Here is a 26,501-nt window from a genome sequence, read left to right on the forward strand (position 1 = left end):
GACCGGATCGGTGGCACAATGGCAGACGTCGCTCGGGCCTCCGCTACTGGGGATGCGGACCGCGGGTTCACCCGCCTCGCCGCGAGCGGCCGAGAGGGGAATTGTGGCGTCGAATGTCATCGGCGCGGCGAGGATGCCGCCCGATCCGGAGCCCGACCGGTACGGCCTGGGGCAGCTGCGCGCTCTCACCACCGCCACCGCGGCGACATCGGCCGCCGACTGGCGCGCGCGCTACTCGCTGCGGCTGTGGGTGAGCGATCTGATCGTGCTGCTGGCCGTGGTCTTCGGCACGCACATCGCGTGGTTCGGCCTGGGCAATGCGCAGGTCTCCATCCGCGAGGACTCGCGCCTGAGCGCGGTGTCGTACTGGATCTTCTCGCTGGGACTCGTGGCGCTGTGGATGTGGGCGCTGAGCCTGGCGGACTCGCGCAGCGACCGCGCCATCGGCACCGGGTCCAGCGAGTACGTGCGCATGATGTCGGCCAGCCTCCGGCTGTTCGGGATGATCGCCATCCTCGCCTTCCTCCTGCGCGTCGACGTCGCCCGCGGGTACCTGCTCATCAGCCTGCCGCTCGGCGTCGCGATGCTGCTGCTGGAACGCTGGCTGTGGCGGCAGTGGCTCGTCCGCCGCCGCGCGCGCGGCGAGTTCAGCGCGCGCGTCGTGCTCGTGGGCTCGGAGCGGTCGATCGCCCAGATCGGCGCCGCCCTGTCGCGCGCGCCCAGCGCCGGCTACCACGTCGTGGGCGCGTGCGTCCCCGGCGGGCGCGCCGGGGACGAGATCGACGGCACCGGCATCCCGGTTCTGGGCGACGTCGCGTACGTCTCCCGGGCGATGGCCGCGGCATCCGCCGACACCGTCGCGGTGACCAGTACGGACGAGCTGCCGCCGTCGAGCGTCAAGCGCATCGCGTGGGAGCTCGAAGCCGGGCGCCAGCACCTCGTGCTCGCGCCGAGCATCGTCGACGTGGTGGGCCCGCGCATCCAGACACGACCCGTCGCCGGTCTCCCGCTCATCCACGTGGAGACACCGCGCTACAGCAAGGGACAGCGCATCGCCAAGCGCACGATGGACATCGTCCTGGCCGGGATCGGGGTCATCGTGCTGGCGCCCCTGATGGCGGTCATCGCCGTGATCATCCGCACCCGCACCGGCGGCCCCGCGCTGTTCCCGCAGACTCGCGTCGGGCTCGACGGCGAGGAGTTCCGGATGCTGAAGTTCCGCACGATGGTGTGCGACGCCGAAGAGCGGCTCACCGGGCTCGAGCTGCGTCAGGATGCCGGCAACGAAGTCCTGTTCAAGATGCTCGACGATCCCCGGGTCACGACCATCGGGCGGTTCCTGCGGCGGTACAGCCTGGACGAGCTCCCGCAGCTGTTCAACGTGCTCGACGGGTCGATGTCCGTCGTCGGTCCGCGCCCGTCGCTCCCCCGCGAGGTGCGGCAGTACGCCGACCACGTGCACCGCCGCTTCATGGTTAAGCCGGGCATCACCGGACTCTGGCAGGTGAGCGGGCGCTCGAGCCTGTCGTGGGACGAGACCGTGCGCCTGGACCTGTCGTACGTGGAGAACTGGTCGCTCATCGGCGACGTGGTGATCCTGTTCAAGACCGCGCGTGCCGCGCTGGCTCCCGGCCTCACCGCAGCCTGAACCACGCCGCCGGCGGCCGCTCGAGCAGGCGGCGATCCTCGCGTGCGGAGGTCGGCACGCAGAAACGGCCCGGACGATGTCCGGGCCGTTTCCTCTTACGGACATCGCGACCCGGCCGGGGGGCAGGCCGGGCCGCGACGATCAAGGGGCTCAGGCGAAGGCGTGGACGCCGGCGTGAACCTCGACCCACGACCGGATCTTCGACGTGAACACCGAGGTGTCGAAGTCGGTCGCCCGGGCGATGCAGTCCTCAGGGCGTGCCTCGACGGCACGGCTGACCGCATCGGCGAGCTCGTCGGGGTGCCACGTGTACACGTGCGCCCCCGTGCGGCCGTCGATGACGGACTCGGATGCCCCGCCGACCGCATTGGCGACGACGGGCGTGCCCGAGGCCATGGCCTCGACCGGCACGATGCCGAAGTCCTCGACCGGTGCGAACACCAGGGCGGACGCGCGACGGTACAGGGCCCGCAGCAGCGCGAACGACGGGTGGCGCAGCAGCGTCACCGAGATGCCCGACTCTGCGGCATAGGCGCGCAGCCGGCGCTCTTCGGGTCCGGCCCCGGCCAGCACCACCGGCATCCCCGAGGCGGCCCCGGCGTCGATGACGGCTTCGAGTCGCTTGTAGGGCACGAAGCGCGAGACGCCGAGGAGGAACTCGGTAGGCAGCGCCTTCAGGATGCGCTGCTCGGCGACCGTGTGGACGAGCGCCGCCGTCGAGAAGTCGGCCACCCGCACCGGCGGGTGGATGACCTCGGCCTCGCGGCCCCACTTGTCGGCGATGCGCTCGGCGATGTAGTGGCTGTTGGCGGCGATCGCCGTGGCCTCCGCGGCGCGCGAGCGGTCGAGCATCTTGAGCACACCCGAGACCGCCCGGGCCACGGCGTTGTCGCCGCGCTTGTCGAGCTCGGGCACCCACACGTAGCGCGCGGGAGTGTGCGCGTAGACGAGCTTGGGCGCTGTGGCCGCCTTGCCGGCGAACTTGGCGTGGTGCGCGAAGACGTGACTGCTCGCGAGCACCCAGTCCGCGTCGCTCTCAGGCAGATTCCGCCAGACCGCCGGCATCAGCGGCAGCGCCATCGCCTTGCTGTGCCGCAGCGGCGTGCGCGCCAGTGAGCTCTCGGTGACGCCGGTGAAGCGTCCTGCGCTGTCATTCCACAGGCAGAAGCGATCGGCGTCCGGGAACGTGTCGACGAGAGTCTCGAAGACGTTCTCGGATCCACCGCTGGCTTCGAGCCACTCGTGGACGATCATCCCGCTCATGCGTGCACCTCGTCTCGGTGCGCGCATGGCGGATTTTGTGGTGCACAAATAACGGACATCGGCCCCCCAGAGGCAGTTGTTCCCAGTTGCCTGCCACGAGGGACCATCGGGTCGGTCCGCTCGCGCCCAGTGCAGGCGACTTCATCCTAGCCATGCGGGGCCACCGCTGCCTAGAGCGAATCCGGCATTGCGGGTGCCGGATTCCGTGGTGTAGTGAGATCCCCCGCTTCCGGGTGATCAGCCGGTGAAGGTGCCCACGACGTCGGCGCAGGAATCGGCGATCGACACCGGCGTGTCGGTGACGGTGGGCGTGTGCCGCACCGAGACCGCGCCGAGGTCCTGCTCGGGGAGTCGGCTCGTGTACGAGACCGTGCGGGTCTGCCCGCGGTCCACCAGCACGGTCACGCTCTCGGCCTGGCGACCGCCTTCGATGCCGGTTCGCGCGAGCGCGTCCACCGCACCGCCCGGGACCTCGACACGATCGACCGTCGCTCCGGGAGGGGCCACGTACAGCACGTCGAGCATCATCGTGGTCTTCGATCCCCCGTACGTCGGCGATCGGCGGGCCAGCATGTGGAAGGTCAGGTCGTCCCGGTCGAGGGTGTTGGTGACCGACACCGTGGTGGTGACCGTGCGCGCCTCGACGTCGCACCGCACATCCACCTCCGAGCGGAGGTAGTACTCGAGCTTGCCGACCGCGGAGTCGTTCAGGAAGATGCCGACCTCGGTGGTGCTCTCGTTGTCGGCGGCGAGCCGTCCGTCGATGCCCAGCTCGGCGGCGACCGCCTCTTCCTCTTCGCGGGGGAACCACGCGTAGACGCGCTGCTCGTCGACCGACGTGCGCAGAGCCTCGATCATCTCGAGAGGGTCCCATCGCCCGCGCACGAGCTTGTCGAACACCGAGGCGGACGCCGCGGCGAAGAAGGCGTCGGCGGGGGCCTGGTCGCCGGGGAAGCGCAGGTAGGTCTCCTCGAGGAGCACCTGCACGACGTTGTCCGAGGTGATCTGGTAGCCGTCCACGTCCACGGGACCCGCGACCGCCAGCATGTGCGACAGCGCGACCGGGTCCAACGACAGCACGCCGTCGATCTCTCGGCCGGTCTCGGCCAGGATGCCCTGGAAGAGACGGGCTGACGTCGGGAAGCTCGGGGTCTTGGTGTAGTTCTGCGAATACCGCGCCCACTCGTCGTCGTAGAGCGCGGTGGTCTCGGCGGGCAGATCGACGAACTGCCGACCGGTGAGGTCCGGGGTGGCGAACGTCGTGCTGCTCGCCTGATCACTGAGGGCCACCCGGCCGGCGTCGACGCGGATCAGGACGGATGCGGCCGGGTTCCCGCCCGTGGCCCGGATCTCGGCGTTGTTCTGGAACATCACGAAGTACGTGCGCGGCTCGTCGTCGCCCAGGATCTGCAGCGCGGTCGGCAGCACCTCGGTCGCGGTGTGGACGAGGGGCGCCGTCTCGTCGATGACCTCGACGACCTGACCGACGGCGTCATCGACGATCGGCAGCAGCGCGTCGCGGTCGATGCGGTCGACGTGCTCCTGTGCGGAGGCGAACGCCGCATCGATCTCGGGCAGCACCCCCAGCGCCGTGCGGAAGGGATCGAGATTGAACCCGCCCCCCGCGAACCGGATCTTGTCGATGTCGACGGCGCCGAGCACTTCGAAGCTGGCCGGCAGCGCGTCGCGCACGAGGATGTGCGTGGCCGCGGTCGCCTCGCGCACGGCGCCGATGTTGGGCCCGACGCCGGGGATCCACGTGGCGATCTCCCACAGCGGGCCCTGCACGGTCTCGTCCGCGCGCGTCGTGTGCGCCAGAACGCTCGCCGCCGCGGCGTCGAACTGATCGGTGTCGCCCTCGCGCACGAGGGCGGGAACGCTGCTCAGCTCGGACTGTGCCGCCTCGAGGTCGTCCCGGACCTCCAGCGCCTGACCTGCCAGGGCCACCCCCGCGATCGCGAGGCCGGCCAGGACGGCGATGAGCACGGCCAGGATCCCGAGCCCCCATGGCCACCGACGGCGTCGCGGCCGCGCGGGGGCGTCATCGCGCGCCATGAGATCGTCGAGGGTGTCGGGCACGCTCGCATCCTACTGACGCGCACCCCGGATTCGCCGTGAATCGCACCGACCTGGCCTGGTCCCGCCTGCGGGTACGCGAAAGGGGGCCGGACCGAATGGTCCGACCCCCTCGAGATCGCGTCAGATCACTTCAGGATCTTCGTGACCGTGCCGGCGCCGACGGTGCGGCCACCCTCACGGATCGCGAAGCCGAGGCCCTCCTCCATGGCGATCGGCTGGATCAGCTCGACCGTCATGTCGGTGGTGTCGCCGGGCATGACCATCTCGGTGCCCTCGGGCAGCGAGATGACGCCGGTGACGTCGGTAGTGCGGAAGTAGAACTGCGGACGGTAGTTCGTGAAGAACGGGTTGTGGCGACCGCCCTCGTCCTTGGACAGGATGTACGCCGTGCCCTCGAAGTTGGTGTGCGGGGTGACCGAACCGGGCTTCACGACGACCTGGCCGCGCTCGACGTCGTCACGCTTGGTGCCGCGCAGGAGCAGACCACAGTTCTCGCCGGCCCAGGCCTCGTCGAGCTGCTTGTGGAACATCTCGATACCGGTGACGGTCGTCTTCTGCGTCGGGCGCAGACCCACGATCTCGACCTCGGAGTTGATGGCGAGGGTACCGCGCTCGGCGCGGCCGGTGACGACCGTGCCACGACCGGTGATCGTGAAGACGTCCTCGACGGGCATGAGGAACGGCTTGTCCTTGTCACGCACCGGGTCCGGGATGGACTCGTCGACGGCTTCCATGAGCTCGACGATCTTCTCGACCCACTCGGCGTCGCCCTCGAGAGCCTTCAGGCCCGAGACGCGCACGACGGGGGCGTTGTCACCGTCGAAGTCCTGCGACGACAGCAGCTCGCGGACCTCGAGCTCGACGAGCTCCAGGATCTCCTCGTCGTCGACCATGTCGGCCTTGTTCAGCGCGACGAGCAGGTAGGGGACGCCGACCTGCTTGGCGAGCAGAACGTGCTCACGGGTCTGAGCCATCGGGCCGTCGGTGGCGGCGACCACGAGGATCGCGCCGTCCATCTGGGCGGCACCGGTGATCATGTTCTTGATGTAGTCCGCGTGGCCCGGGGCGTCGACGTGCGCGTAGTGGCGCTTCGGCGTCTCGTACTCGACGTGGGAGATGTTGATCGTGATACCGCGCTGACGCTCTTCGGGAGCGGAGTCGATCGACGCGAAGTCACGCTGCACGTTGGTGGCCGACGGGTACTTGTCGGCGAGCACCTTCGAGATGGCAGCGGTGAGCGTGGTCTTGCCGTGGTCGACGTGACCGATCGTTCCGATGTTGACGTGCGGCTTGGTCCGCTCGAACTTGGCCTTGGCCACTGGGTCCTCCTCAGGACGTTCATGTAGAGGTGCCGGGCACTGGTTTGCGACCGGATCTCTACGGGGATGTCTCCACCTTAGTAGAGAGGTTTCTGATGGGTCTGTGTGAAGTTGTACTCCGGGATGCTTCGTCGTGGAAGCATCCCGGAGGAAGGGTTACTCGCCCTTGGTCTTCTGGACGATCTCGTCCATGACGTTGCGCGGAACCTCGGCGTAGCTGTCGAACTCCATGGAGTAGACGGCGCGGCCGGAGGTCTTGGAGCGCAGGTCGCCGATGTAGCCGAACATCTCGGACAGCGGCACGTTCGCACGGACCACCTTGACGCCGGCGGCGTCCTCCATCGACTGGATCTGACCGCGACGCGAGTTCAGGTCGCCGATGACGTCGCCCATGTACTCCTCGGGCGTGCGCACCTCGACGGCCATGATCGGCTCGAGGATGACGGGGTTCGCCTTGCGGATGGCCTCCTTGAAGCCCATCGACCCGGCGATCTTGAACGCCATCTCGGACGAGTCGACGTCGTGCGCGGCACCGTCGGTGAGGATCGCCTTCACGCCCACCATCGGGTAGCCGGCGAGCACGCCGACGTTCATCGCGTCCTGGAAGCCGGCATCCACCGAGGGGATGTACTCGCGCGGGATGCGCCCACCGGTGACCTTGTTCTCGAACTCGTACGTCTTCTCGGCCGTGACCTCGAGCGGCTCGATGCCGAACTGGATCTTCGCGAACTGGCCGGAGCCACCGGTCTGCTTCTTGTGCGTGTAGTCGTGACGCTCGACGGTCTTGCGAATCGTCTCGCGGTACGCGACCTGGGGCTTTCCGACGTTGGCCTCGACCTTGAACTCGCGCTTCATGCGGTCCACGAGGATGTCGAGGTGCAGCTCGCCCATGCCCTTGATGACCGTCTGGCCGGTCTCGGAGTTCTGCTCGACGCGGAACGTGGGGTCCTCTTCGGCGAGCTTCTGGATCGCCAGACCCAGCTTCTCCTGGTCGGCCTTGGTCTTGGGCTCGATCGCGACCTCGATGACCGGCTCGGGGAAGGTCATCGACTCGAGCACGACCTGGCTGTTCGAGTCCGAGAGGGTGTCACCGGTGGTGGTGTCCTTCAGACCGATCACGGCGTAGATGTGCCCCGCGGTGACCGAGTCGACCGGCATCTCCTTGTTGGCGTGCATCTGGAAGATCTTCCCGATGCGCTCCTTCTTGCCCTTGGTGGAGTTGACCACCTGGGCACCGGAGTCGAGGTGACCCGAGTAGACGCGGATGTAGGTGAGTCGACCGAAGAACGGGTGGGTCACGATCTTGAACGCGAGGGCCGCGAACGGCTCTTCACGATCGGCGTGACGCTCGATGATGTTCTCTTCGTTCTTCGGGTCGTGCGCCTCGATCGCCGGGACGTCCAGCGGCGAGGGCAGGTAGTCCACGACGGCGTCGAGCATCGGCTGCACACCGCGGTTCTTGAACGCCGAGCCGCACAGCACGGGGTAGACCTCGCTGGCGATCGTCATCTTGCGGATCGCGGCCTTGATCTCCTCGGGGGTGAGGCCCTCACCGCTGAAGTGCTTCTCGAGCAGCACCTCGTCGGACTCGGCGACGGTCTCGAGCAGCTTCTCGCGGTACTCGGCGGCCTTCTCGACGAGGTCGGCGGGGATCTCCTGGATCTCGTACTTCGCGCCCATCGTCACGTCGCCCTTGGCGTCGCCGGGCCACACGAGCGCCCGTTCGTAGACGAGGTCGACCACGCCGACGAAGTCGTTCTCGGCGCCGATCGGGATCTGCAGCACGAGGGGCTTGGCCTTCAGACGGTTCACGATCGTGTCGACGGTGAAGTAGAAGTCGGCGCCCAGCTTGTCCATCTTGTTGACGAAGCAGATGCGGGGGACGTCGTACTTGTCGGCCTGACGCCACACGGTCTCGGACTGGGGCTCCACGCCCTCCTTGCCGTCGAACACCGCGACGGCGCCGTCGAGGACGCGCAGCGAACGCTCGACCTCGACCGTGAAGTCGACGTGGCCGGGCGTGTCGATGATGTTGATCTGGTTCTTCTCCCAGAAGCACGTCACCGCAGCAGAGGTGATCGTGATGCCACGCTCCTGCTCCTGCTCCATCCAGTCGGTGGTGGCAGCGCCGTCGTGCGTCTCGCCGATCTTGTGGTTGACGCCCGTGTAGAACAGGATGCGCTCGGTCGTCGTCGTCTTGCCGGCATCGATGTGCGCCATGATGCCGATGTTGCGGACCTTGTTGAGGTCGGTGAGCACTTCTTGTGCCACGGGGTGTCCTTACGTCTGGATCGGTACAGGGGGCGTTTCGTCTCGGCTTCGCCGCTCGCTCGACGACCGGGTTCTCCGGTCGTCGAGCGAGCGAAGCGAGACGAAACGGTTTACCAGCGGTAGTGCGCGAAAGCGCGGTTCGACTCGGCCATCTTGTGGGTGTCTTCGCGGCGCTTGACCGCGGCACCCAGGCCGTTCGAGGCGTCGAGGATCTCGTTCTGCAGACGCTCGGTCATCGTCTTCTCACGACGACCCTTCGCGTAGCTGACGAGCCAGCGCAGCGCGAGCGTGTTCGCGCGGTGCGGCTTGACCTCGACCGGAACCTGGTAGGTCGAGCCGCCGACGCGGCGGCTCTTGACCTCGAGGGTGGGGCGGACGTTGTCGAGCGCCTTCTTGAGCGTCGCGACGGCGTCCTGGCCGTTCTTGGACTCGACGCCGCGGAGGGCGTCGTACACGATCGACTCGGCGAGCGACTTCTTGCCGTCGACGAGGATCTTGTTCACGAGCTGGGTGACGATGGGGGCACCGTACACCGGGTCGTTGACGACGGGGCGCTTCGGGGCGGGACCCTTACGAGGCATCTAACTCAACCCTTCTTCGCGCCGTAGCGGCTACGGGCCTGCTTGCGGTTCTTGACGGCCTGGGTGTCCAGGGCGCCGCGGACGATCTTGTAGCGGACACCGGGGAGGTCCTTCACACGGCCGCCGCGCACGAGCACCAGCGAGTGCTCCTGCAGGTTGTGGCCCTCACCGGGGATGTACGCGGTGACCTCGGTGCCGTTGCGCAGCTTCACACGTGCGACCTTGCGCATCGCCGAGTTCGGCTTCTTGGGCGTGGTCGTGTACACGCGGGTGCACACGCCCGCCTGCTGCGGGTTCGCCTTCAGAGCGGGCGCCTTGGTCTTGGAGACCTTCGGCGAACGCCCCTTGCGAACCAACTGCTGAATGGTTGGCACGTTCTCTCCTCTTTCGTGCTGCACGGTGACAGCGTCGTGGTTTCACCACAGATCCACCGGCGCGGCAGAAACCTGCTGCGGATTGGTTGGTGGATATGCCGTGGGGGCGGCCTGTTCGCAGACCGATCCCTGAGATGCGGCATCCGCTGCCCTTCTCGGTGCCGAGGCACGTCGGAGGGCGCGCGCGAACGCACACCCGATCAATGATACGCGGGATCCGGAGGAGCGGTCAAACGAACCCCGATGCGGGGGATGCCGCCGCTCACGCCCGCCGGCGACGGAGGACGTACGCGGAAGCCAGGACCGCGCCCGCGCTCAGCAGCGCGAACACCGTGAAGACGATGGCGCCGACGAGGGCGGTGGTCTCGCCCTCCCCCGTGCCGCGGCCGGAGGCGGACAGCGGTGCGTCCGGACCGACGGTGAAGACGGTGACCCATGAGCTGATCGCGCCCCAGCCGAGGAACACCAGGAGGAGGAGCCCGACGACGAGCAGGCCGACGCGGAGGATCACGAGGCCGCCTCGGCGTGGACGGGCGTGCGGCCCCGCAGCCGGATCGAGCGGAAGAGCGCCTCGACGACAGGCTCGAGCTCTTCGACCACGGCGGTGTGCTCTTCGATGAGCTCGATGACGAAGACGTACCCGTCCGCCAGACCGAGGCAGCGCAGCACCGTGAGGGAGCGATCCGGGATCTCGGTGAGCACCACGGCGCGCATCGCGACGTCGAACCCGGTGTCCTCGAGCACCGTGACGGTCTGCACGAAACCGCCGACCCCGGCCCGGGCCAGCTGCGCGAGCTCCTCGGCGGTGGTCGCCTCGGTGGAGGTGACGTAGAGGTGCACGAGGCGCTCGGGGCCGCCCTGCTCGGGGAGGTGCCAGAAGCGTTCGAGGGCGCCGGGGAGCGGTGGGTCGACCTCCGACATCGCCTGCGCGGCGTCGCGGAGTCGCGCACGCACGTCGTCGGGCGCGTCGATGCCCGTGGTGAGCGCGGTGCTCACGTCCTGCGACCACGAAGCGACGTCCTCGTAGCCGTTCCAGGGGAAGGCCAGCGGGACGGGGATCCAGACGGAGTGATCGAGCTCGATCGTGTATTCGAGGGTCATCGCCAGCGGAAGGTCTCCATGATCGTGTCGACGCGTTCGGTCAGCGCGTCGACCATGTCTTCGGACGAGTCGTCCAGGTAGGGCGTGGCGGCGAGGAAGACGAGCCCGCGCCGCTCACCGGCACCCGGGAGCGGGAAGCCGTAGCCGATCTGACGACTGCGGATCTCGGCGATCTCACCTTCGCCGCGGGTCTCCTCCACCCACCGCAGCACGGTGCCGATGGGGGTGTCGAAGGTCTCGATCGGAGCGGACGTGACAGCGCGCAGCGACTGGGCGAAGTCGGTGCCGGCGGGCGCCGCGTGCTGGCGGACGGCGATGCTCGCGGTCGGCAGCACCTCGTCGCCCTCGCCCGGCAGATAGATCGCGGTGATCCGCGCACTGCGCAGCTTGCGCCACTGCACTTCGACGAGGGTCCGCGCCTCGGCATCGAGGTCGGGGCGCGACAGCTCGCGCATGCGCCGGCTGATCTGGGCGATGAGCGCCCGCTTGCCCTCGTCGTCGACGAGATAGCGCGACCACCCGGGCGGCATCATGATGTGGAAGCCGGTCGGCGCCGGGGCCGTGGCGACGTCGTCGGTCATGCTTCGCCCTTCGGGGATTCGTGGCGGGCGGCCGTGGCACGGGCCCCCGCGATGACGGATGCCGCGACGATCACTGCGAGCGAGATCGCCGTCACTGCGAGGACGTACCCGTACGGCGGGGCGTCGTCTGCGCCGAGGTGGGCGAGGATGAAGAAGCCCGGAGCCATCGCGGCGGCGACCGTGGGGCCGATCGCGCCGGTGAGCGCGGGGGCCTCCTCGGGCCGCGCGGTCAGCGCCCACGTCAGTCCGGCACCGAGGCCGATGACCGCGGGGACGAGCAGCAGCCACACCGGCACCGGGAACACCGGGAACGGCACGACCTGGTCCCACGCGGGAGACCCCGCGGCCGTCACCTGAGCGCCCGAGAGCAGCAGCGACGCCACGAGGAAGACCACGAGGATCGCGGCCGGCACCCACTGGCAGACCACGTAGACCACTCCCGCGACGCGGAGTGCGGGGGCGGTCGCCGTCGTGGTCACCGTCCCCACGGTACCTGTATGTCCTCCAGCACGGGGATGTCGGGCTGCAGTCCGGCGACGCCGAGCGCGTCGTTCGCGGTGAACGACGTCCACAGTCCGACGTTGAGGATCTGCTCGCCACGGCCGGGCAGCGTGCCCGTCGTGCGCACGATGAAGTCGCGCACCGCGGGGTTCGAGCCCCACTGCGACGACCGCATCGTGTTGAGGAAGTTCTGGACCTGCACCGCTTCGGAGCCGCCCATCGCCAGCGACCGGAACGGGTTGACGAACATGCCGGGCCGCGGCAGCGCGAGCCACGAGCGCACCGGGGCGACGAGCGAGCGCAGCGGCGACACCCAGGTCGTCGGCCGGCGCAGTGCGACCTGCGGCAGTCCCGCCCGGATCGCGCCGGTGACCGTGCCGCGGCCGGAGCGGATGATCGTGGAGAGCACGGGCGCACCCTTGGAGAGGATCTTGCCGATGCCGAAGGGCAGCAGTCCCACCAGGCTCCACGCGAGGTCGCTGAGGGTGGCCCGGCCGAAGGCGAACTTCAACGCCGTCAGCGCCACGGTCAAGAGGGTCAGCCCCAGCAGGACCATGCCCAGCAGACCCACGAGCGGCGCGCCGATGATCAGCGCGATGACGCTGAGCACGATCATCACGATGGCGATGACGTTGAGCGCCGAGTCGACGAACTCCCAGAAGCCGTCGTTGTTCTTGGCGCTCTCCATCGCCTTCTGGATGTCTTCGACGGCGTCGTCGTAGGCGTTCGACCACTTCTCGAACACCTGGTCGAAGGCCGTCCACAGTTCGTCGCGCTTCGTCTCCGCGCTGTCCAGCGCGCCGTTCGCATCGGCGACGGCGTCGCGGGCGGCGTTCAGCTCGGTCTGCGTGGGATCGTCCTCCCACACCCAGACGCGCTCGAGCGAGTCCTGAGCGCTCTTCGCGTCGGCCTTCGCCTCGATCGCGGACTGGTAGGCCAGCTCGGCCGCCTCGACGTCGGCCATGTTGTTCCGCAGCCAGGTCTTCGCGGTGTCGAGCGCGTTGCCGTACTTGCGAAGCGCGCGACCGGTCTCGTCGTAGCGCACCGCCGCCTTCTTGAGGTCGTCGACGCTCTCGGCTGCCATCTCGGCGAGCTTGTCGGTGCCCTTGCTCTTGTGCACCGAGGAGTCGCCGATCGCGGCGAGCTCGGTCGCCGTGCTCTCCATGACGTTCGAGAGCTTGACCCACTTGTCGCCGCGCTCCCAGATCTTCTCGGCGTTGCCCTCGAGCTGGCGAAGCTCGTGGCCGCCCACCGGCGAGCGCATCAGGCGACCCTGTTCACGTTGGTGGTGGTCTGCTCGGTCGCGCCTTCGAGGTCGCCGGCGGTGGTGGTGTCCCACTCGTTCCAGCCGTCGATGATGCTCTTGAGCTGCTTGTTGATGTTCTCGAGGTTCTCGGTCAGGGTGTCGCGCTTGCCGTTCCACGCCGACTCGAAATCGGAGGCCTTGTCGCGCAGCGCGCTGCGGTCATCGGGGCGGCCGATGGCCTCCTCGAGATCGTTGTTGATGTCGGACGCGTCCTTGAACTCCGCCACAGCCGCGGCGACCCCCGCCTGCGCTTCGCGCAGCCGCTCGAGGTCGAGCATGATGTCGGCCATCTTTCCCCCTGATCGTTCTCGAGAACCGGGACGCGGACGCCGGCTTCCACGCCGGCGTCCGCGTCATGCCGTCAGCTGCCGGCGAGCGCCTGGTCGGTGTCCTTGATCGCCTGCATCATCTTGCGCAGCGACTCACCCATGTCCGAGATGCCCTCGATGGCCTTCTCCAGGCCCGTGGTCAGCTCGTTGTAGCCCTCGCCGAACTTGCCCGACGCGTGCTGCGTCTTGAAGTCGTCGCCCAGCAGGCGGTCCACGTCGCTCTTGAGGCGGCGCAGCGTGTCACCGATCTCCTCACGACCCGAGTCCAGCTTGCCGGCCATGGCCTCCATCTCGCCATACGAAGCCTTGAAATCAGCCATCAGAATCCCCTCCGAAAATCGCCGGTCCATCCGACTGCCCCCACGCTAACCGACCCCCGGTCGCGGTGCCCATGGGGAGGATTCCCCATCCATCACCCGCGGTATCCGCAGCCGGGGTCGACCGAGCCGGCGGTGAGGTCAGCTCCCCGCCGGGACAAGGGGCAGCTGCACCGTCACGATCTGCCCGTTCTCGACGAACAGACCGCGGCCGGCGGGGAACTCGTGGCGCTGCACCTTCGGGAACGGCAGCTTGAACAGCGACTCGCCGTCGTACGACTCCGGCCGCAGCGCCACCCCGTGCCGGCCCGCCTTGAGCTCGCCGATGAGACCGAACCCGCTGGAGAGCTGGGCGACGTCGCCGTCGGCGACGAGGAAGTGATCGCTGCGGTTGACGGCCTGGAAGAGCTCCTTCAACGGCCGCTCGGCGTCGGTGTCGCTGAACTCGGTGATGTTCTCGACGACGACGACGATGCGAGAGGCGGCCGGCTCCTGGGCCACCATCTCCTTGAGCTCCTTCGCCAGGGCGCGCACCTCCTCGATCTGAGACTCCGCGCGCTCCCACGACCGGTGATCCTTCAGCGCCGCGCGCCGCCCGCCGATGTGGAACAAGCGCACCGCGGGGTCGAAGCGCTCGAGAGCGGCCACGATCCCGCGCAGGGCCGTGGTCTTGCCGCTCTGCGGCGGCCCTGCCACGACGAAGGTCCCGATGGGCTCGAACCCCTTGGGCCCGAGGGTGTCGTCGCCGATGCCGAGGACCGGGAACTCCCCCACCCGCGCCGGCAGCCGCGACGCGTCGAGCTCGGTCGGCAGCGCACCGACGTCGCCGGCCTCGACGGCGCCATCCGACCTCAGACGCGCGGCGAAGGCCTCGGCCGCGGCGTTCTGCTCGGCGACGTTGGTGGTGCCGCCGATGACGGCGACCTGCGTCTCAAGCCCGTCGACGATGGCGCGGCCGGGAGCGCTGCGCTCATCGAGCACGTCCTTGGGCACGCCGAGGATCGAATACGCGCCTTCGTCGCTCATCCGCAGGACGATGCGCTTGGTGACGTTGGCGCTGACCGCGGTGGGCACGGCGCCGTAGCGGTCCGCGGTCGCGACGACGTGCACACCGAGCGGACGTCCTTCGCCCAGCATCCGCATGAAGATCGCGTAGAACGGCGCGCGGCTCGAGGTGGTCTCCCAGTCCTGCTTGAAGACGCCGAAGCCGTCGATGAGCACGAGGATGCGCGGCTCTGCGGTGTCGCCGCTGATCTGGCGGTACTCGGTGAGCGTCGCGGCGTTGACGGCCGAGAACCGCTTGGCGCGGTCGTCGAGGACGCCCCGCAGGGTGCGCAGCAGCCGCTGCACGCGCTCGGCGTCGTCCCCCGAGACGATCGAGCCCACGTGCGGCATGATCTCGAGCGAGCGCAGCGAACCGGTGCCGAAGTCGATGCCGTACACCTCGACCCGACCGGCGTCGGGGCGCGCTCCGGCGCCGATGGCGATCGTGCGCAGCGCGGCGCTCTTCCCGGCGCCGCTCGTGCCGTAGACCAGCATGTGGCCGTCGGTGTCGGGAGTGAAGTACACCGCCTCCTGACGCTGACGCTGCGGGATGTCGGCGAGGCCGATCGGGATGCGGCCGTCGCCTTCGAGCGGGAGGTCGCGCAGGTCGATGGTGGTGGCGAGGTCGTCGAGCCAGGGCCTGCGCGGAGCGGGGATGGCGGCTTCCTGCGAGGCGCGGACGAGGTTGGCGACCAGGCGCTTCTGGTCGTTCGGTCCCAGGTCCTCGTCGTGCGTGTCGGATTCGCGGTCGCCCTCCTGCTCCCACAGCGTCACGGATCCGAAGCGCAGCTCGGCCACGCGCACCTGGGCACGGTCGGGCTCGTCGGTGGTCCAGCCGCCGGCGTAGCCGGACTGGAAGGGCACCAGGCGTCCCGGACCGGTCTTGGCGATGCCGCGTCCCGGGATCGACGGGTCGAAGGTCGAGGCGACGACGTCGCCGACCACGTCGTTCGAGTCGGCTGCGTCGGCCATGCGCAGCGCCACGCGCAGGTTGGTGTTGGCGCGCAGGTTGTCCTTGATGACGCCGGCCGGTCGCTGCGTGGCCATGATCAGGTGGATGCCGAGCGAGCGGCCTCGCTGGGCGATGTCGACCACGCCGTCGACGAACTCGGGCACCTCGGTGGCGAGGGCGGCGAACTCGTCGATGACGAGGACCAGCGCGGGCGGGGTCTCGGGGTCCTGGCGCTTCTCGAGCTCGAGGAGATCCTTGGCCTTCTTGCGATTGAACAGATGCTCGCGATGATGGAGCTCGGCGCGGAGGCTCGTGAGCGCCCGGCGCACCAGGTGCGGGCTGAGGTCGGTGACCAGGCCCACGCAGTGGGGCAGGTCGACGCAGTCGGCGAACGCCGAGCCGCCCTTGTAGTCGACGAACAGGAAGGTCACCCGGTCGGGGCTGTATTCGGCGGCCATCCCCAGCACCCACGCCTGCAGGAACTCCGACTTGCCCGATCCCGTGGTGCCGCCCACGAGGGCGTGCGGGCCCTGGGTGCGCAGATCCAGCGACATCGCGTCGGGACTGCCCTGTCCGATGTAGGCCTTCAGCGTGCCGGCGCGTTTCAGGCGCGGACGCGGACCGCGCGCGCGGTCGACGATGGAGTTGTTCTGGCGCCAGCGCTCGATCGCCGCCTGCGGCTCGGTGGCCATGTCGGTTCCGATGAGACGCAGCAGTGAGACGCTGGCGGGGAGGTCGGAGGAGTCCGCGGCGACCGAGCTGGAATCCACGACCGGGGCCAGCCGCTTGGCGAAGATCTCGGCGTACTCGCGCGAGACTCCCTCCACAGCCACGTCCTGTGCGCGCTCGCCCGCGCGCACCCAGCCGACGACGGCCTCGTCGAGGCCGCCCGAGACGTCGATGAAGGTGCGGCACGCGGCCGGAAGGGACTCCACCGTGGGCGCGACGAAGATCGTGTAGACCCCGGCATCCGGGCCCCGTTCGATCACCTGGGTCAGGCGCGGCCGGTCCACCGGCGCGTCATGGGTGACGAACAGCACGAGCGAGACGTCCCCGACGCCGCCCGAGCCGCGATCGGCCTGCTCGCCGACGTACTTGCCGAGCGACATCGACGCGTCCTTCTCGCCGACCGGCCCGCGGCGGGTCGCCGACCCGGAGAGCCGCTCGAGGATGGCCTCCTCGAGGCCGTTGAGCAGGGCGGTTCCGGCGGACTGGCTGTCGGCGAGCGCCATCTCGGCGAAGGGCGATCGAGGGCTGGTGGTGTGCGGCAGCCACTTCATCCACTCCATGTCGCGCGTCCAGCCCGGATCGACGATGGCCGCCGTGACGACCTCGTTCGGGGCGTGGAGTCCGAACAGCTGCACCCCCAGCCCGCGGACCACGTCGGCCGCCAGCTCGCGCGGGCCCGCGATGCCGATGGCGCCCGCCGAGGGCAGCAGCTCGATGACGGGCACCCCTTCGACGTCCGCGAAGCGGTCCCGCACGCGGGCGACCTCTTTGGCGTACTGGGCGATCCCACGCTGATCGGTCGGCTCCTGGACGGTGTTGCGACTGCGGCCGACTCCCACACCCAGCCGCAGACCGAGGAAGTTCCAGTGCTCGGGCCGCCGCGTCCACAGCAGCGAGCCCAGTGATGTGGCGTTCTGGTAGACGGTGGCCGTCGCCGGGGCCTCGGCGCGCCGGCGATCCCGTTCGACCGTCTCTTCGTGGGCGAGGGTGTCCTCGAGCTCTTCGAGCTGCGTCTCGAACGTCTCGATCTCGAGCTGCAGCTTCTTGCCCTGCTGGGTGCGCTGGCCGATGAAGTTGCCGAGCATCATCAGCGGCGCCATGGCCACGATCAGCAGCGACGTGGGTCGCTGGGTGAGGGCGAACATGCCGAGCCCGAGCAGGACCGGCGCCATGATCATCGGCCACGGGAAGATGCGGGGGTCGGCTTCGGTGGGGATGATCGGATGCCGGAACTCGCGGCCCGTGTAGCGGTCCTCCACGCGGGGAGACCGGTTGAACATCAGAGCGCCGCCGCGCTCGAGCACGCGGCCGTCGGCGCCGCCCACGCGCGGCACGAGCTCGAACGACACGTCGGTGGCCCCGAGTGTGATCGTCTTGCCGGGGATGACGCGCACGCGCTGGACGAGTCCGCCGTCCACCACGAGGCCGTTCGCGGAGTTGAGGTCGATGAGCTCGATGCCCTCGTCCACTTCGACGCGGGCGTGGCGCTTGGACACCAGCGGGTCGTCGAGGATCACCTGGGCGGGCGCGACACGCCCGATGACGCTGGCGCCCGCCGGAAGCGGGACGGTGCGGCCGGCGTCCGGACCGCTGTGGATGCGCATGATCGCGGCCGTCGGGCCACCCGCACCGGCGGCGGGGACGGCGGGGACGATGGAGGCGTCGAACCCCGAGCCGATCGGCGCCTCGCCGACCAGCGACGTCGGGTCGAGCTGGACGGGGCGACCCGCGGGCGAGGCGACGAGGAGCGTGGGCACCTCGCTGGCGTTCACGCCACCGCCCGCCGCGAGCGCGTCGCCGTCCGACAGCGCGTGCGCGACGTCCTGCACGGTGGCGGTGGCGTCGGCGGTGATGAGCACGTCGACCGTGGTCCCCACGCCCCGCCGCAGTCCCAGCTTGAGCTTCACGAATCAGCACCTCTCGCAATCACCGCGAACGAGCGTCCGCCCACCTGCACGGTCCACCCCGGGAGGACCCGCACCGCCTCGTCGGACGGCACATCCGCCACCTCGCCCTCCGGAGAGCGCAGCTGTGTGCCGTTGCGCGAGGCCCGGTCGCGGACCCACACGCCGTCGAGGTCTTGCCCGAAGGCCGCGTGCGTCTTCGACATGAGACGCTCGGGATCCTCGAGGCGGATCAGCGCGTCGACGGCTTCACCCTGCGCCGGCTCGGGATCGCGGCCCACCAGCCCGAACGCGGGGACCCGGACGAGGGACCCGTCGTCGAAGCGGACGATCTGCTGCGCCCGACGGGGCACCCCGGCCGGGCCGGCGCCGGCGACGGCGACGACATCGGGCGCGGGGGCCGGTTCGGCGGGCAGGGCGGCGGCGGTGGCAGAGGCCGCAGCGGCGGCGGGGTCGACGGTGGCGACCGGAGCGTGGAATGCGGCGGTCGGAATCGTGGGTGCGGGCTCGGGCAGTGCCGTGGGCTCGGCCCCGGGGACGCCGTCGATGAGCTCCGGCGGCGGCGCCGACAGCGCCAGCTCCCACCGCGCTCCCGTTCCCCCGGGCCCGACGACGCCGGCGCGCGAGCGGTCGTCGGGGATCCGCAGCGCGTCCTCCACGCCGACTTCGACGCCGGTGGCCATGGGGGGCAGATGCTCGTTCAGGCCGTCCGTGCGGGGGCGGAGCGCCCGGCGCGCGTGCCGCAGCGCCTTGGCGTCGAAGGGGTCCAGGCCCGCGCGCGCATCGATGAGCCACAGCCTGCCGACGCGATCCAGGATGCTGCGCCCGCGCCGCTGCGGATCCCACAGGCTCGAGGCGAACAGAACCGCGGGACCGACGACGGGCACGATGCCGCTCAGCCACAGCACGAGGGCCCGCAGCACGACGCGACCGAAACCCGGTCGGCCGTAGTCGGTCGCACGGACCGAGCGCAGACGCAGCGCGGCCTTGCCCACGGTGACCCCACGACGGCCGTGCACGATCAACTGGATCAGTCCGAACAGTGCGGACGCCGCCGCACCGACGATGAGAAGGACGATCGACAGCACGACATCGGCCCGCGGGCCGTTCACCGTGAGCAGCACCGCACCCGCGACGGCCGGCGCCACCAGCATCCCCCACAGAGCCAGGTCGATCGAGAAGGCCAGGGCGCGGACTCCCGGTGTGGCCGGGACGATTCCCAGCGCCGCCGCGACGGCGGGGTCGGCGTCGTCGGCGTGTTCGTCGCCGAAGGTCGCGGATGAAGGCGCGGTGGCGGTATCGGTCATGGTCATTCCTCGAGGGCGCGTCACATCTGCAGCAGGGCGAGCACGGCGAGCGCGGCGAGCAGGACCCCCGCGCCCACGAGCACTCCGACGACCATATGACGTCGCACGCGAACGCGCCGGGCGCGCCGCGCCTCGTCGTGGTCGATCACCGGTCCCCCGGACGGGGCCTGCTGCGGTTCGGGGCGAGCGATGCGCACCGGGTCGGCGTGCCGCGGAGCGTACCGCTTCCGCAGTGCGCCCGCGTCGGGGAGCTCGGCCCGGCGCAGGCCTTCGGTGCGCTCTTCGGCGGCGGCAGGCGGCTTCCGACGCATCGGTGCCGGGACGGTGCTCGCGGACGCGCCGCGGCGGGCCGAGATCACGGTGTCGTCCGCGACGCCCCGGCGCACCGAGACCACCGTGTCGTCGGGCGCCGTGTCATCGGGCAGGGCGGCCGGCACCGCGGCCCGGCGGTGAGAGATCACGGTCTCGTCGTCCGGAGCGGCCCGGCGGCGAGAGACCACGGTCTCGTCGTCCGGAGCGGCCCGGCGGCGAGAGACCACGGTCTCGTCGTCCGGGGTCTCGTCCGCGGATGCGCCGGCACGCGACCGCGCCGAGCGGATCGTGTCGTCGTCGGGTTCGCTCATCGAGCCTGGTCGTCCGGGACCAGGCGCACCTCGGCGTCACCGACGAGGAGTCGCGCGGGCGCGGGGTGCGAAGTGCCGGGAGCGATCTCGGTCTCGGCACCGTCGCTGCTCATGAGCACCGTGCCGTTCGTGGAGTGCAGGTCCACGACGCGCCAGCCTTCACCGTCCTTCTCGAGGCGCAGGTGGGTCTTCGAGACGGTGCCGTCATCGATCTCGACCAACTGCGCCCCGGGGAAGGCCGAGGAGCGCGAGGGCCTGCGTCCCACCAGGACGACCTCCTCGGTGAGCGATACCGGCGTGCCCGTCGGCAGCACCAGCACCCAGGAGACGCGCCGGCGATGGGCGATCACGGTGTGGTCGATGTCTTCGGGGATCTCGGGCCGGCTGTGCTGTGCCGAGACGGCCGACAGCGCGGAGCGCGGGTTCCCCGAGGTGGGCGCCCCGGCCACGGCCGAGACCTCCCCCGACGCTTCGGGGAACCCGTCGGGTTCGGGCATCGGCGACCGGGACGGCGCCCACGGCTCCTCGGCGGGGCGGGGAGGCGCCGGGATACGGGTGACGGCGGGCGGGGCTGCGAAGACATCCTCCGCGGGCGCCGGTCGGGACGCGGACGCGCGGCCGGCGCCGGCTCCTCGTCGTGAGGGCGACCCGGGACGGCGGCGATCGGGCCCGGTGCGCCGCTGATCGCGCCGGTGACCTCGTCGTCGTCTTCGGGCACCCGCGTCGACCGGGGCATGGGGGCGATCGGAGGCGGAGCCAGCCGTTCGACGGGGACGCGGGCGTCCCGGGCGCGACGGGGGCAGGAGCTGCAGGAGACGCGGGCGCGGGCGGCGCGGGCCGGGCTGCCGACGCGGGCGTGGAAAACGAGGCGGTCGCAGGTGCGGGCGGGACGCCGGTGCGGGCCGACCTGCGGTTGCGGGCGACGACTCGTGAGGATCCGGATCGACGGGCGGCGTGCCGAACAGCGGTCCCGGCGTGCGCGGCGGCGCCGCGAGGGGCGGCTCCGCCGCGGTCGAGCGCGCACGCAGCGGACCGGACTCCGCTCCGAGCCAGCGTGCGGGGCCGAACCCGACGATCGTCGCCCAGACCGGCAGCACCAGGGCGGCGAGGACCGTCATGCCGACGCCGAGGCCGAACGCCGAGTTGATGCGATGGCACGCGACCACGAGGGCGATCCACAGCGCGAGTGCGCCGAGGAAGGGGATGAAGACCAGGAGCACCAGCCACCCCGACATGCCGCCGAGCTGCAGCAGCGTGTACACGTTGAGGAACGGCACCCACGCCTTGAACGACTCTTCGCCGCTCTTGCGGAAGACGGCGGCCAGGGCGAGCGCGACCCAGACGTAGACGACGACCGACAGCAGCGTCGAGGTGAGCGCGAGGGTGGTGACCATGGTGGTGTCTGCGGTGGTCATGGCGATGTGCGCGCGAGGCCGATGGCCCGGCGCTTCCCCCTCTCGGCAAGGCGCTTCGCGGTGCCCGAAGGCGCCAGCTGACGGATGAACGATCTCAACGATACGGTCATGGCGATCCGGCGCCAGAACCCCCGGCTGCGGGCGAGGGCGCGCCGCTCCCCTTCGACGACGCGCCAGAAGGCGGCCGCGTCCTCCGCCGCGAGGACGGACCCCGAGAAGACCGCACGGTCGGCCTCGACGGCCAGCAGCCCGCCGTGGGCGGTGCCGAAGGACGCGGCGAGCTCGTGCCGGGTGAGCCTGCGCGGCGCCTCGCGACCGGCATCCACCGCCGCGTCGACGTACTCGTCCCAGCCGCCGGCCACCCGGGCTGCGGGCGTCGGCGCGCGTCGTCGGCTGCGGCGGCGGGAGGCCTTGGCCGCGAGCACCACCGCGAACGGGCCGATCAGGACCAGAAGCGCCAGCGACAGGATGCCCGCGATGCGCAGGACGGGCCACAGCCACGCCAGGTCGGGCCCCGTCGCCGCGGTTTCGTCGTCGCGCCGCACGGTGTCCTCTTGCAGCGGCTCGGGCGGCACGACCTCTTCGACGGCATCCGGGCGCACATCGGTGACGTTCTCGGGATCCCGCTGCTCGGTGACATCGAGCGCGGGAGAGACCTCGTGCTGCGGCGTCACGTCGATCGGCGCCCACGCGCCGTCCGCGGACTGGACCTCGGTCCACGCCGCGACATCCTCGCCACTGCAGACGGCGTCCTCGCACACGGTGAGGCCGGGGTCATCGCTGTGCAGCCGCACCCCGACGACCACGCGCGCGGGGAATCCGAGCTCGCGCGCGATGAGGGCGACCGCGGTGGCGAACTGCTCGTCGTCGCCGACGGCGGCGACGTAGCTCCCGGTCGCCGCCGCACGCGGATCGGTCTCGCGCTCGAGGAGCCGGGTGAACATGGTCTGGATGCGGGCCAGCGAATGGCCGGCCGCGCTCGGCTGGAACGCGTAATCCCCGAGCGACCGCGTCCAGACGGCCGGCTCCTCTCCGGCGGTCAGGGCGTGGCTGAGGTAGCCGCGCTCGCGGAGGAGATCGACGAGGTCGGCGAGCGCGGCGCCGTCCGTGCCCTTCGCGTGCCGGTCCGTCCACGTGCGCAGCGCCTCGGGCGCGGGCACCGCCGAGGCCGGCGCTTCCGGAGCGACCAGCGTCTGCAGTGCAGGGTCGGCGATCACGGACGCCTCGATGCGCACGACGTCGCCGGGCGCGAGGCCGCCGCCCGCGGTCTGCACACCGGCGGCCGCATCGCGGTTGTAGTAGAAGCCGTCGGCGAGGGCGGAGGCCCGCGGACCGTCGAAGCCCACCGAGGTCGCGCCGGCGACGGTCGGCATCCAGATCTCGGACCACTCCGCGATCCGGATCTCGACATCGGCCGCCCCTGCGCCCCGGGCATCCAGCATCGCCGGCACTCTCACGAACCGGGCGTCGGCGGCGGCGCCCTCGGTGCCGCTGCGGAAGACGCTGCCGTCGTATTCGTCGAGGGTCGCCAGCCGCACCCGCTCCGGTGCAGGGCCCTGGAACGAGACGGTGAACAGCTCTGCGCGGGCGCGGTCGTCGGCGAACAGCGAGCGGTAGTCCACGAGAGGGCTGACGGCGCGCGACATCGCCAGCTCGGGACCGGCGGCCTCGCGCAGCACATCGCGCTCGGCCCCGCGAGCCGCGAACGGCACGACCGCGACGGCCGCCGCCAGAGCGGTGATGATCATCCCCGCCCCCAGCGCCGTCCGTCTGCGATCGACGCCGGAGGACCGGCGGTACGGGCGCACCCCGCTTCCGGCGACAGCGCGGGCGAGCGCTCGCTCCCGCTCGTCATGACCGCGCCACGCGAGCCACAGCAGGCAGGTGAGGAGCGTTCCCGCCCCTATGGCGGTCTCGACGGGCGCGTACAGGACGACAGAGCCCACTCTCAGCGGGTCGCTCACGGTGGCGGCGCCGAACAGCAGACCGAACGAGACCATGCCGATCGCGACGGGCACCGCGGCGTAGGCGGCGTGGTCGGCACGCCACGCCAGCCGCAGCAGGACGACGATGCCGACGAGGAAGACGAGGAACGCCGGGACGAGGAGGTTGCGGTACACGCCGACGGGGAGGTCGACGGTCACGAGATCCTTGGGTCCGGTGACGACCCCCGACGCGAGTTCCGCGAGCCCGCGGGCGAAGGATGCCGGATCCCCTGTCCGGGTGGGGACGGCCAGCGGCACTCCGAGGAGAAGGAAGGCGCCGGCGACGACGGCGGCGGTGGGCCAGCCGGTCCAGCCGCGGCGGGCGCTGACGGCCGCGATCAGGATCGCTGCGAGGACCGCGCCACCAGCGGTGACGGCGAGCCAGGGTGTTCGGTACACCGGCCAGGCCGCGGCGAGCGCGAGTGCCGCGACGGCCGCCCCGAACACCAGTCCCGCGGCGACGCGCGCGAAGGCGCCGCCCCGCGCCGGCGTGCGGGGTGCGGCATCCGTTCGCCGGCTCACGACGCGGCCCCGCGCAGAAGCAGCCCGGAGAGGTCGTCGAGGGTGCCGACGGTGAGGACGTTCATGCCCGACACCGCGCGCATGCGGGGGTGGGCGCGCTCATCGCAGACGACGCCGACGACGACCGTGTCGGAGCCGAAAGCCAGCGCCGCCTGCTGCAGTCGGGTGAGACCCACCGTGGAGCCGACCACGACGAAGGCGATCGACAGGTTCCGCGCCGACTCCGCCGCCAGGCGGCACACATCCGCCACGGACATCGTGCTCTCGAGCAGATCGACACCGCTGAAACCGTCGAGGAGCGCGCGGGGGGAAGCCGAGGGGAGGTGGCGGATCGCGCGTACCCGCCCGCGCACCACGCGCGGGATGCGGGAGCCGGTGACGACGGCGACCTCGCGCGCGTCGCGCACGGCCCGCAGCCCGAGCGAGGCCGCGCACGAGACGGCGAGCTCGTACTCCTCGCCGTCGAGGTACTCCGACTGGGCGGCGGCGAGCACCACGGCCATGCGGGAGCGACGGGACTCCTCGTACTGGCGGACCATCAGGCGCCCGGTCTTGGCGGTGGACCTCCAGTGGATCTGACGGCGCGAGTCTCCCGGTGCGTACTCGCGGATGGCGTGGAACGACATGTCGGCGTCGACGAGCCGACGTGTGGGGCTGCCCTCGAGGTCGCGGATCAGCCCGGCGCTGGTGGTGGGGATCTCGACCGTGCGGGGGTGGACGTACAGCTCGTGCACGTCCTCGAACGATCGCTCCCGGCGCAGCAGCCCGACGGGGTCGCCGCGCACCGTCGTGGCGGGCCCGATCCGCACCACCCCTCGGCGCAGCGCGGGGATCTCGAGGGGCTCGACGACCCGATGACCGGGCCGCAGCAGCGGCACCCCGAACTCCACCAGCCCCGCCCCCACCGGGATGTCGATGCGGCCGGGAAGCGCAGCCCGGGGGCCGTGGTTGCGCACGACGATCTCGCCGACGACGTCGTCACCCGCGGTGACGCGCTCGTGCTGCAGGGTCAGGTCGACGTCGTACGCGCGTGCGCCGAAGAGGAAGGGGACCGCGGCGACCAGCAGGAGCAGCGCCGCCGCCCCCGCGGTCATCCATTCCACCCAGCCGAACGAGATCCCCAGCACCAGGCCCACGGTCGCGACGAGCGCGATCAGCGCACCGGCGGGACGGACGGTGCTCAGGGCGGCGCGCGCGGCGGCGTGGAGGGCGATGTCGACGGCCGCCGACGCCCGCGTCCACTGCACGACCGCGCGCAGGGCCGCGCGTGCCACGGGGCCCTCGCGGCGCGCGGCCGCGGTGGCCGTGAGCTCGGTGCCCCCGGCGCTGCCGGTGACCGCGGACGTGCGGGTGAGACGGGATTCGGTGAGGCTCATACGGCCTCTCGGCGGCTGGGCGGGTCGACGTCGAGCAGCACCTGGCCGATGACGGCCTCCTGCGTCACCCCGTCGAACTCGGCCTCGGGGTGGAGAATGAGGCGGTGCGAGAGCACCGCCACGGCGAGCGCCTTGACATCGTCGGGGGTCGCGTAGGTCCGCCCCTGCGCTGCTGCGCGGGTGCGGACGGCGCGGGTCAGCGCCAGGGCGCCGCGGATGCTGACGCCGAGCCGCACCTCGTCGGCCGAGCGCGTCGCGTCGACGAGGCGGGCGATGTAGTCCAGGACGAGGGCATCGACGTAGACCTGCCCGGCGACGTCCGCCATGCCGATGAGTGTCTGCGGAGTGATGATGGCCGGCAGATCGGCGGTTGCGACGGCGGCCCCGTCGAGGATCCGCACCGTGGCGGCGTGGTCGGGGTACCCGAGCGAGGTGCGCATCATGAAGCGGTCCAGCTGCGCCTCGGGCAGCCGGTACGTTCCCGCCTGTTCGACGGGGTTCTGGGTGGCAAGCACCAGGAACGGCACGCCCACCTTGCGGGTGACCCCGTCGATCGTCACCCGCCCCTCCTCCATGACCTCCAGCAGCGCCGCCTGCGTCTTCGGGCTGGCGCGGTTGATCTCGTCCGCGAGCACGATGTTGGCGAAGATCGGGCCGGCGTGGAACTCGAAGACGCCCTCTTTCTGGTCGTACACGCTGACGCCCGTGATGTCACCGGGAAGGAGGTCGGGGGTGAACTGGATGCGGGTGTTGGTCCCCTGCACCGACTGGCCCATCGCGCGGGCCAGTGAGGTCTTGCCCGTGCCGGGCACGTCTTCGAGGAGGACGTGCCCCTCGCTGAGCATCGCCGTGAGGACGAGCTCGACCACGTGGCGCTTGCCGAGCACCGCCCGCTCGACGTTGTCGGCGAGCTGCCCGAAGGTACGGGCGAACCAGGCGGCCTGCTCTGCGGTGACGGTCATGTGTTCCTCGTG

The 26,501-nt window shown here is 70.8% G+C and carries 21 protein-coding genes; 1 reads left to right on the forward strand and 20 read right to left on the reverse strand.

The genetic code is table 11. The annotated features are described in order from the left end of the window. The first annotated feature begins 103 nt into the window (after positions 1-103). Positions 104-1,648, forward strand: a complete 1,545-nt coding sequence (locus tag NFR93_RS07920; protein WP_251451683.1) for a sugar transferase — start codon at positions 104-106, stop codon at positions 1,646-1,648. A gap of 150 nt (positions 1,649-1,798) precedes the next feature. On the opposite strand, the gene NFR93_RS07925 is transcribed toward NFR93_RS07920, so the two are convergent. The 20 genes from NFR93_RS07925 to NFR93_RS08020 form a co-directional block, all read right to left on the reverse strand. After that, on the reverse strand, positions 1,799-2,911 hold the full coding sequence (locus NFR93_RS07925) for a glycosyltransferase (RefSeq protein ID WP_251451685.1): 1,113 nt from the start codon (positions 2,909-2,911) through the stop codon (positions 1,799-1,801). A gap of 237 nt (positions 2,912-3,148) precedes the next feature. After that, positions 3,149-4,990 (reverse strand): DUF4012 domain-containing protein, encoded by a 1,842-nt coding sequence (locus tag NFR93_RS07930; protein WP_251451688.1) that lies wholly within the window; start codon positions 4,988-4,990, stop codon positions 3,149-3,151. A gap of 125 nt (positions 4,991-5,115) precedes the next feature. Next, positions 5,116-6,309, reverse strand: a complete 1,194-nt coding sequence (tuf, locus tag NFR93_RS07935) for an elongation factor Tu (protein WP_251451691.1) — start codon at positions 6,307-6,309, stop codon at positions 5,116-5,118. A gap of 156 nt (positions 6,310-6,465) precedes the next feature. Further along, the gene (gene fusA, locus NFR93_RS07940) at positions 6,466-8,580 is read right to left on the reverse strand and encodes an elongation factor G (RefSeq protein WP_251451694.1); all 2,115 of its coding nucleotides are present in this window, start codon (positions 8,578-8,580) and stop codon (positions 6,466-6,468) included. Positions 8,581-8,690: 110 nt separating this feature from the next. Further along, positions 8,691-9,161 carry a 30S ribosomal protein S7 gene (rpsG, locus tag NFR93_RS07945; protein WP_251451697.1) on the reverse strand — a complete coding sequence of 157 codons (471 nt, stop codon included), beginning with the start codon at positions 9,159-9,161 and terminating at the stop codon, positions 8,691-8,693. A gap of 5 nt (positions 9,162-9,166) precedes the next feature. Next, complete coding sequence (gene rpsL, locus NFR93_RS07950) at positions 9,167-9,535, reverse strand: 30S ribosomal protein S12 (RefSeq protein WP_018171438.1); 369 nt, start codon at positions 9,533-9,535, stop codon at positions 9,167-9,169. A 262-nt stretch (positions 9,536-9,797) separates the two neighbouring features. Beyond that, positions 9,798-10,046 carry a hypothetical protein gene (locus tag NFR93_RS07955; RefSeq protein ID WP_251451700.1) on the reverse strand — a complete coding sequence of 83 codons (249 nt, stop codon included), beginning with the start codon at positions 10,044-10,046 and terminating at the stop codon, positions 9,798-9,800. Then, a complete protein-coding gene (locus NFR93_RS07960) occupies positions 10,043-10,636 on the reverse strand; it encodes a hypothetical protein (protein ID WP_251451702.1) in 594 nt (197 codons plus the stop codon). Before NFR93_RS07960 ends, NFR93_RS07955 begins: the two co-directional genes overlap by 4 nt. After that, positions 10,633-11,217: a hypothetical protein gene (locus tag NFR93_RS07965; protein ID WP_251451704.1), complete on the reverse strand. Its 585-nt coding sequence runs from the start codon at positions 11,215-11,217 to the stop codon at positions 10,633-10,635. Before NFR93_RS07965 ends, NFR93_RS07960 begins: the two co-directional genes overlap by 4 nt. Beyond that, on the reverse strand, positions 11,214-11,696 hold the full coding sequence (locus NFR93_RS07970) for a hypothetical protein (protein ID WP_251451705.1): 483 nt from the start codon (positions 11,694-11,696) through the stop codon (positions 11,214-11,216). The genes NFR93_RS07965 and NFR93_RS07970 overlap by 4 nt, the downstream gene beginning before the upstream one ends. Beyond that, a complete protein-coding gene (locus tag NFR93_RS07975) occupies positions 11,693-12,982 on the reverse strand; it encodes a hypothetical protein (protein WP_251451707.1) in 1,290 nt (429 codons plus the stop codon). The genes NFR93_RS07970 and NFR93_RS07975 overlap by 4 nt, the downstream gene beginning before the upstream one ends. Next, positions 12,982-13,314: a hypothetical protein gene (locus tag NFR93_RS07980; protein ID WP_251451709.1), complete on the reverse strand. Its 333-nt coding sequence runs from the start codon at positions 13,312-13,314 to the stop codon at positions 12,982-12,984. The genes NFR93_RS07975 and NFR93_RS07980 overlap by 1 nt, the downstream gene beginning before the upstream one ends. Positions 13,315-13,385: 71 nt before the next feature. Then, entirely contained in the window at positions 13,386-13,673 is a 288-nt protein-coding gene (locus tag NFR93_RS07985) for a WXG100 family type VII secretion target (RefSeq protein WP_251451723.1), read from the reverse strand. A gap of 138 nt (positions 13,674-13,811) precedes the next feature. Next, the gene (locus tag NFR93_RS07990) at positions 13,812-18,302 is read right to left on the reverse strand and encodes a type VII secretion EssC family protein (protein WP_251451726.1); all 4,491 of its coding nucleotides are present in this window, start codon (positions 18,300-18,302) and stop codon (positions 13,812-13,814) included. Continuing rightward, positions 18,299-19,606 (reverse strand): RDD family protein, encoded by a 1,308-nt coding sequence (locus tag NFR93_RS07995; protein WP_251451729.1) that lies wholly within the window; start codon positions 19,604-19,606, stop codon positions 18,299-18,301. Before NFR93_RS07995 ends, NFR93_RS07990 begins: the two co-directional genes overlap by 4 nt. A gap of 20 nt (positions 19,607-19,626) precedes the next feature. Further along, on the reverse strand, positions 19,627-20,229 hold the full coding sequence (locus NFR93_RS08000; RefSeq protein ID WP_251451732.1) for a hypothetical protein: 603 nt from the start codon (positions 20,227-20,229) through the stop codon (positions 19,627-19,629). Beyond that, a complete protein-coding gene (locus NFR93_RS08005) occupies positions 20,226-21,644 on the reverse strand; it encodes a DUF5684 domain-containing protein (protein WP_251451734.1) in 1,419 nt (472 codons plus the stop codon). Before NFR93_RS08005 ends, NFR93_RS08000 begins: the two co-directional genes overlap by 4 nt. Beyond that, on the reverse strand, positions 21,641-24,151 hold the full coding sequence (locus NFR93_RS08010; protein WP_251451735.1) for a transglutaminase domain-containing protein: 2,511 nt from the start codon (positions 24,149-24,151) through the stop codon (positions 21,641-21,643). The genes NFR93_RS08005 and NFR93_RS08010 overlap by 4 nt, the downstream gene beginning before the upstream one ends. Continuing rightward, positions 24,148-25,527 carry a DUF58 domain-containing protein gene (locus NFR93_RS08015; RefSeq protein ID WP_251451737.1) on the reverse strand — a complete coding sequence of 460 codons (1,380 nt, stop codon included), beginning with the start codon at positions 25,525-25,527 and terminating at the stop codon, positions 24,148-24,150. Before NFR93_RS08015 ends, NFR93_RS08010 begins: the two co-directional genes overlap by 4 nt. After that, the gene (locus tag NFR93_RS08020; protein WP_251451739.1) at positions 25,524-26,489 is read right to left on the reverse strand and encodes an AAA family ATPase; all 966 of its coding nucleotides are present in this window, start codon (positions 26,487-26,489) and stop codon (positions 25,524-25,526) included. The genes NFR93_RS08015 and NFR93_RS08020 overlap by 4 nt, the downstream gene beginning before the upstream one ends. Positions 26,490-26,501: the final 12 nt, after the last annotated feature.

The sequence above is a fragment of the Microbacterium sp. Marseille-Q6648 genome, from assembly GCF_943181415.1.
Lineage (GTDB): Bacteria > Actinomycetota > Actinomycetes > Actinomycetales > Microbacteriaceae > Microbacterium.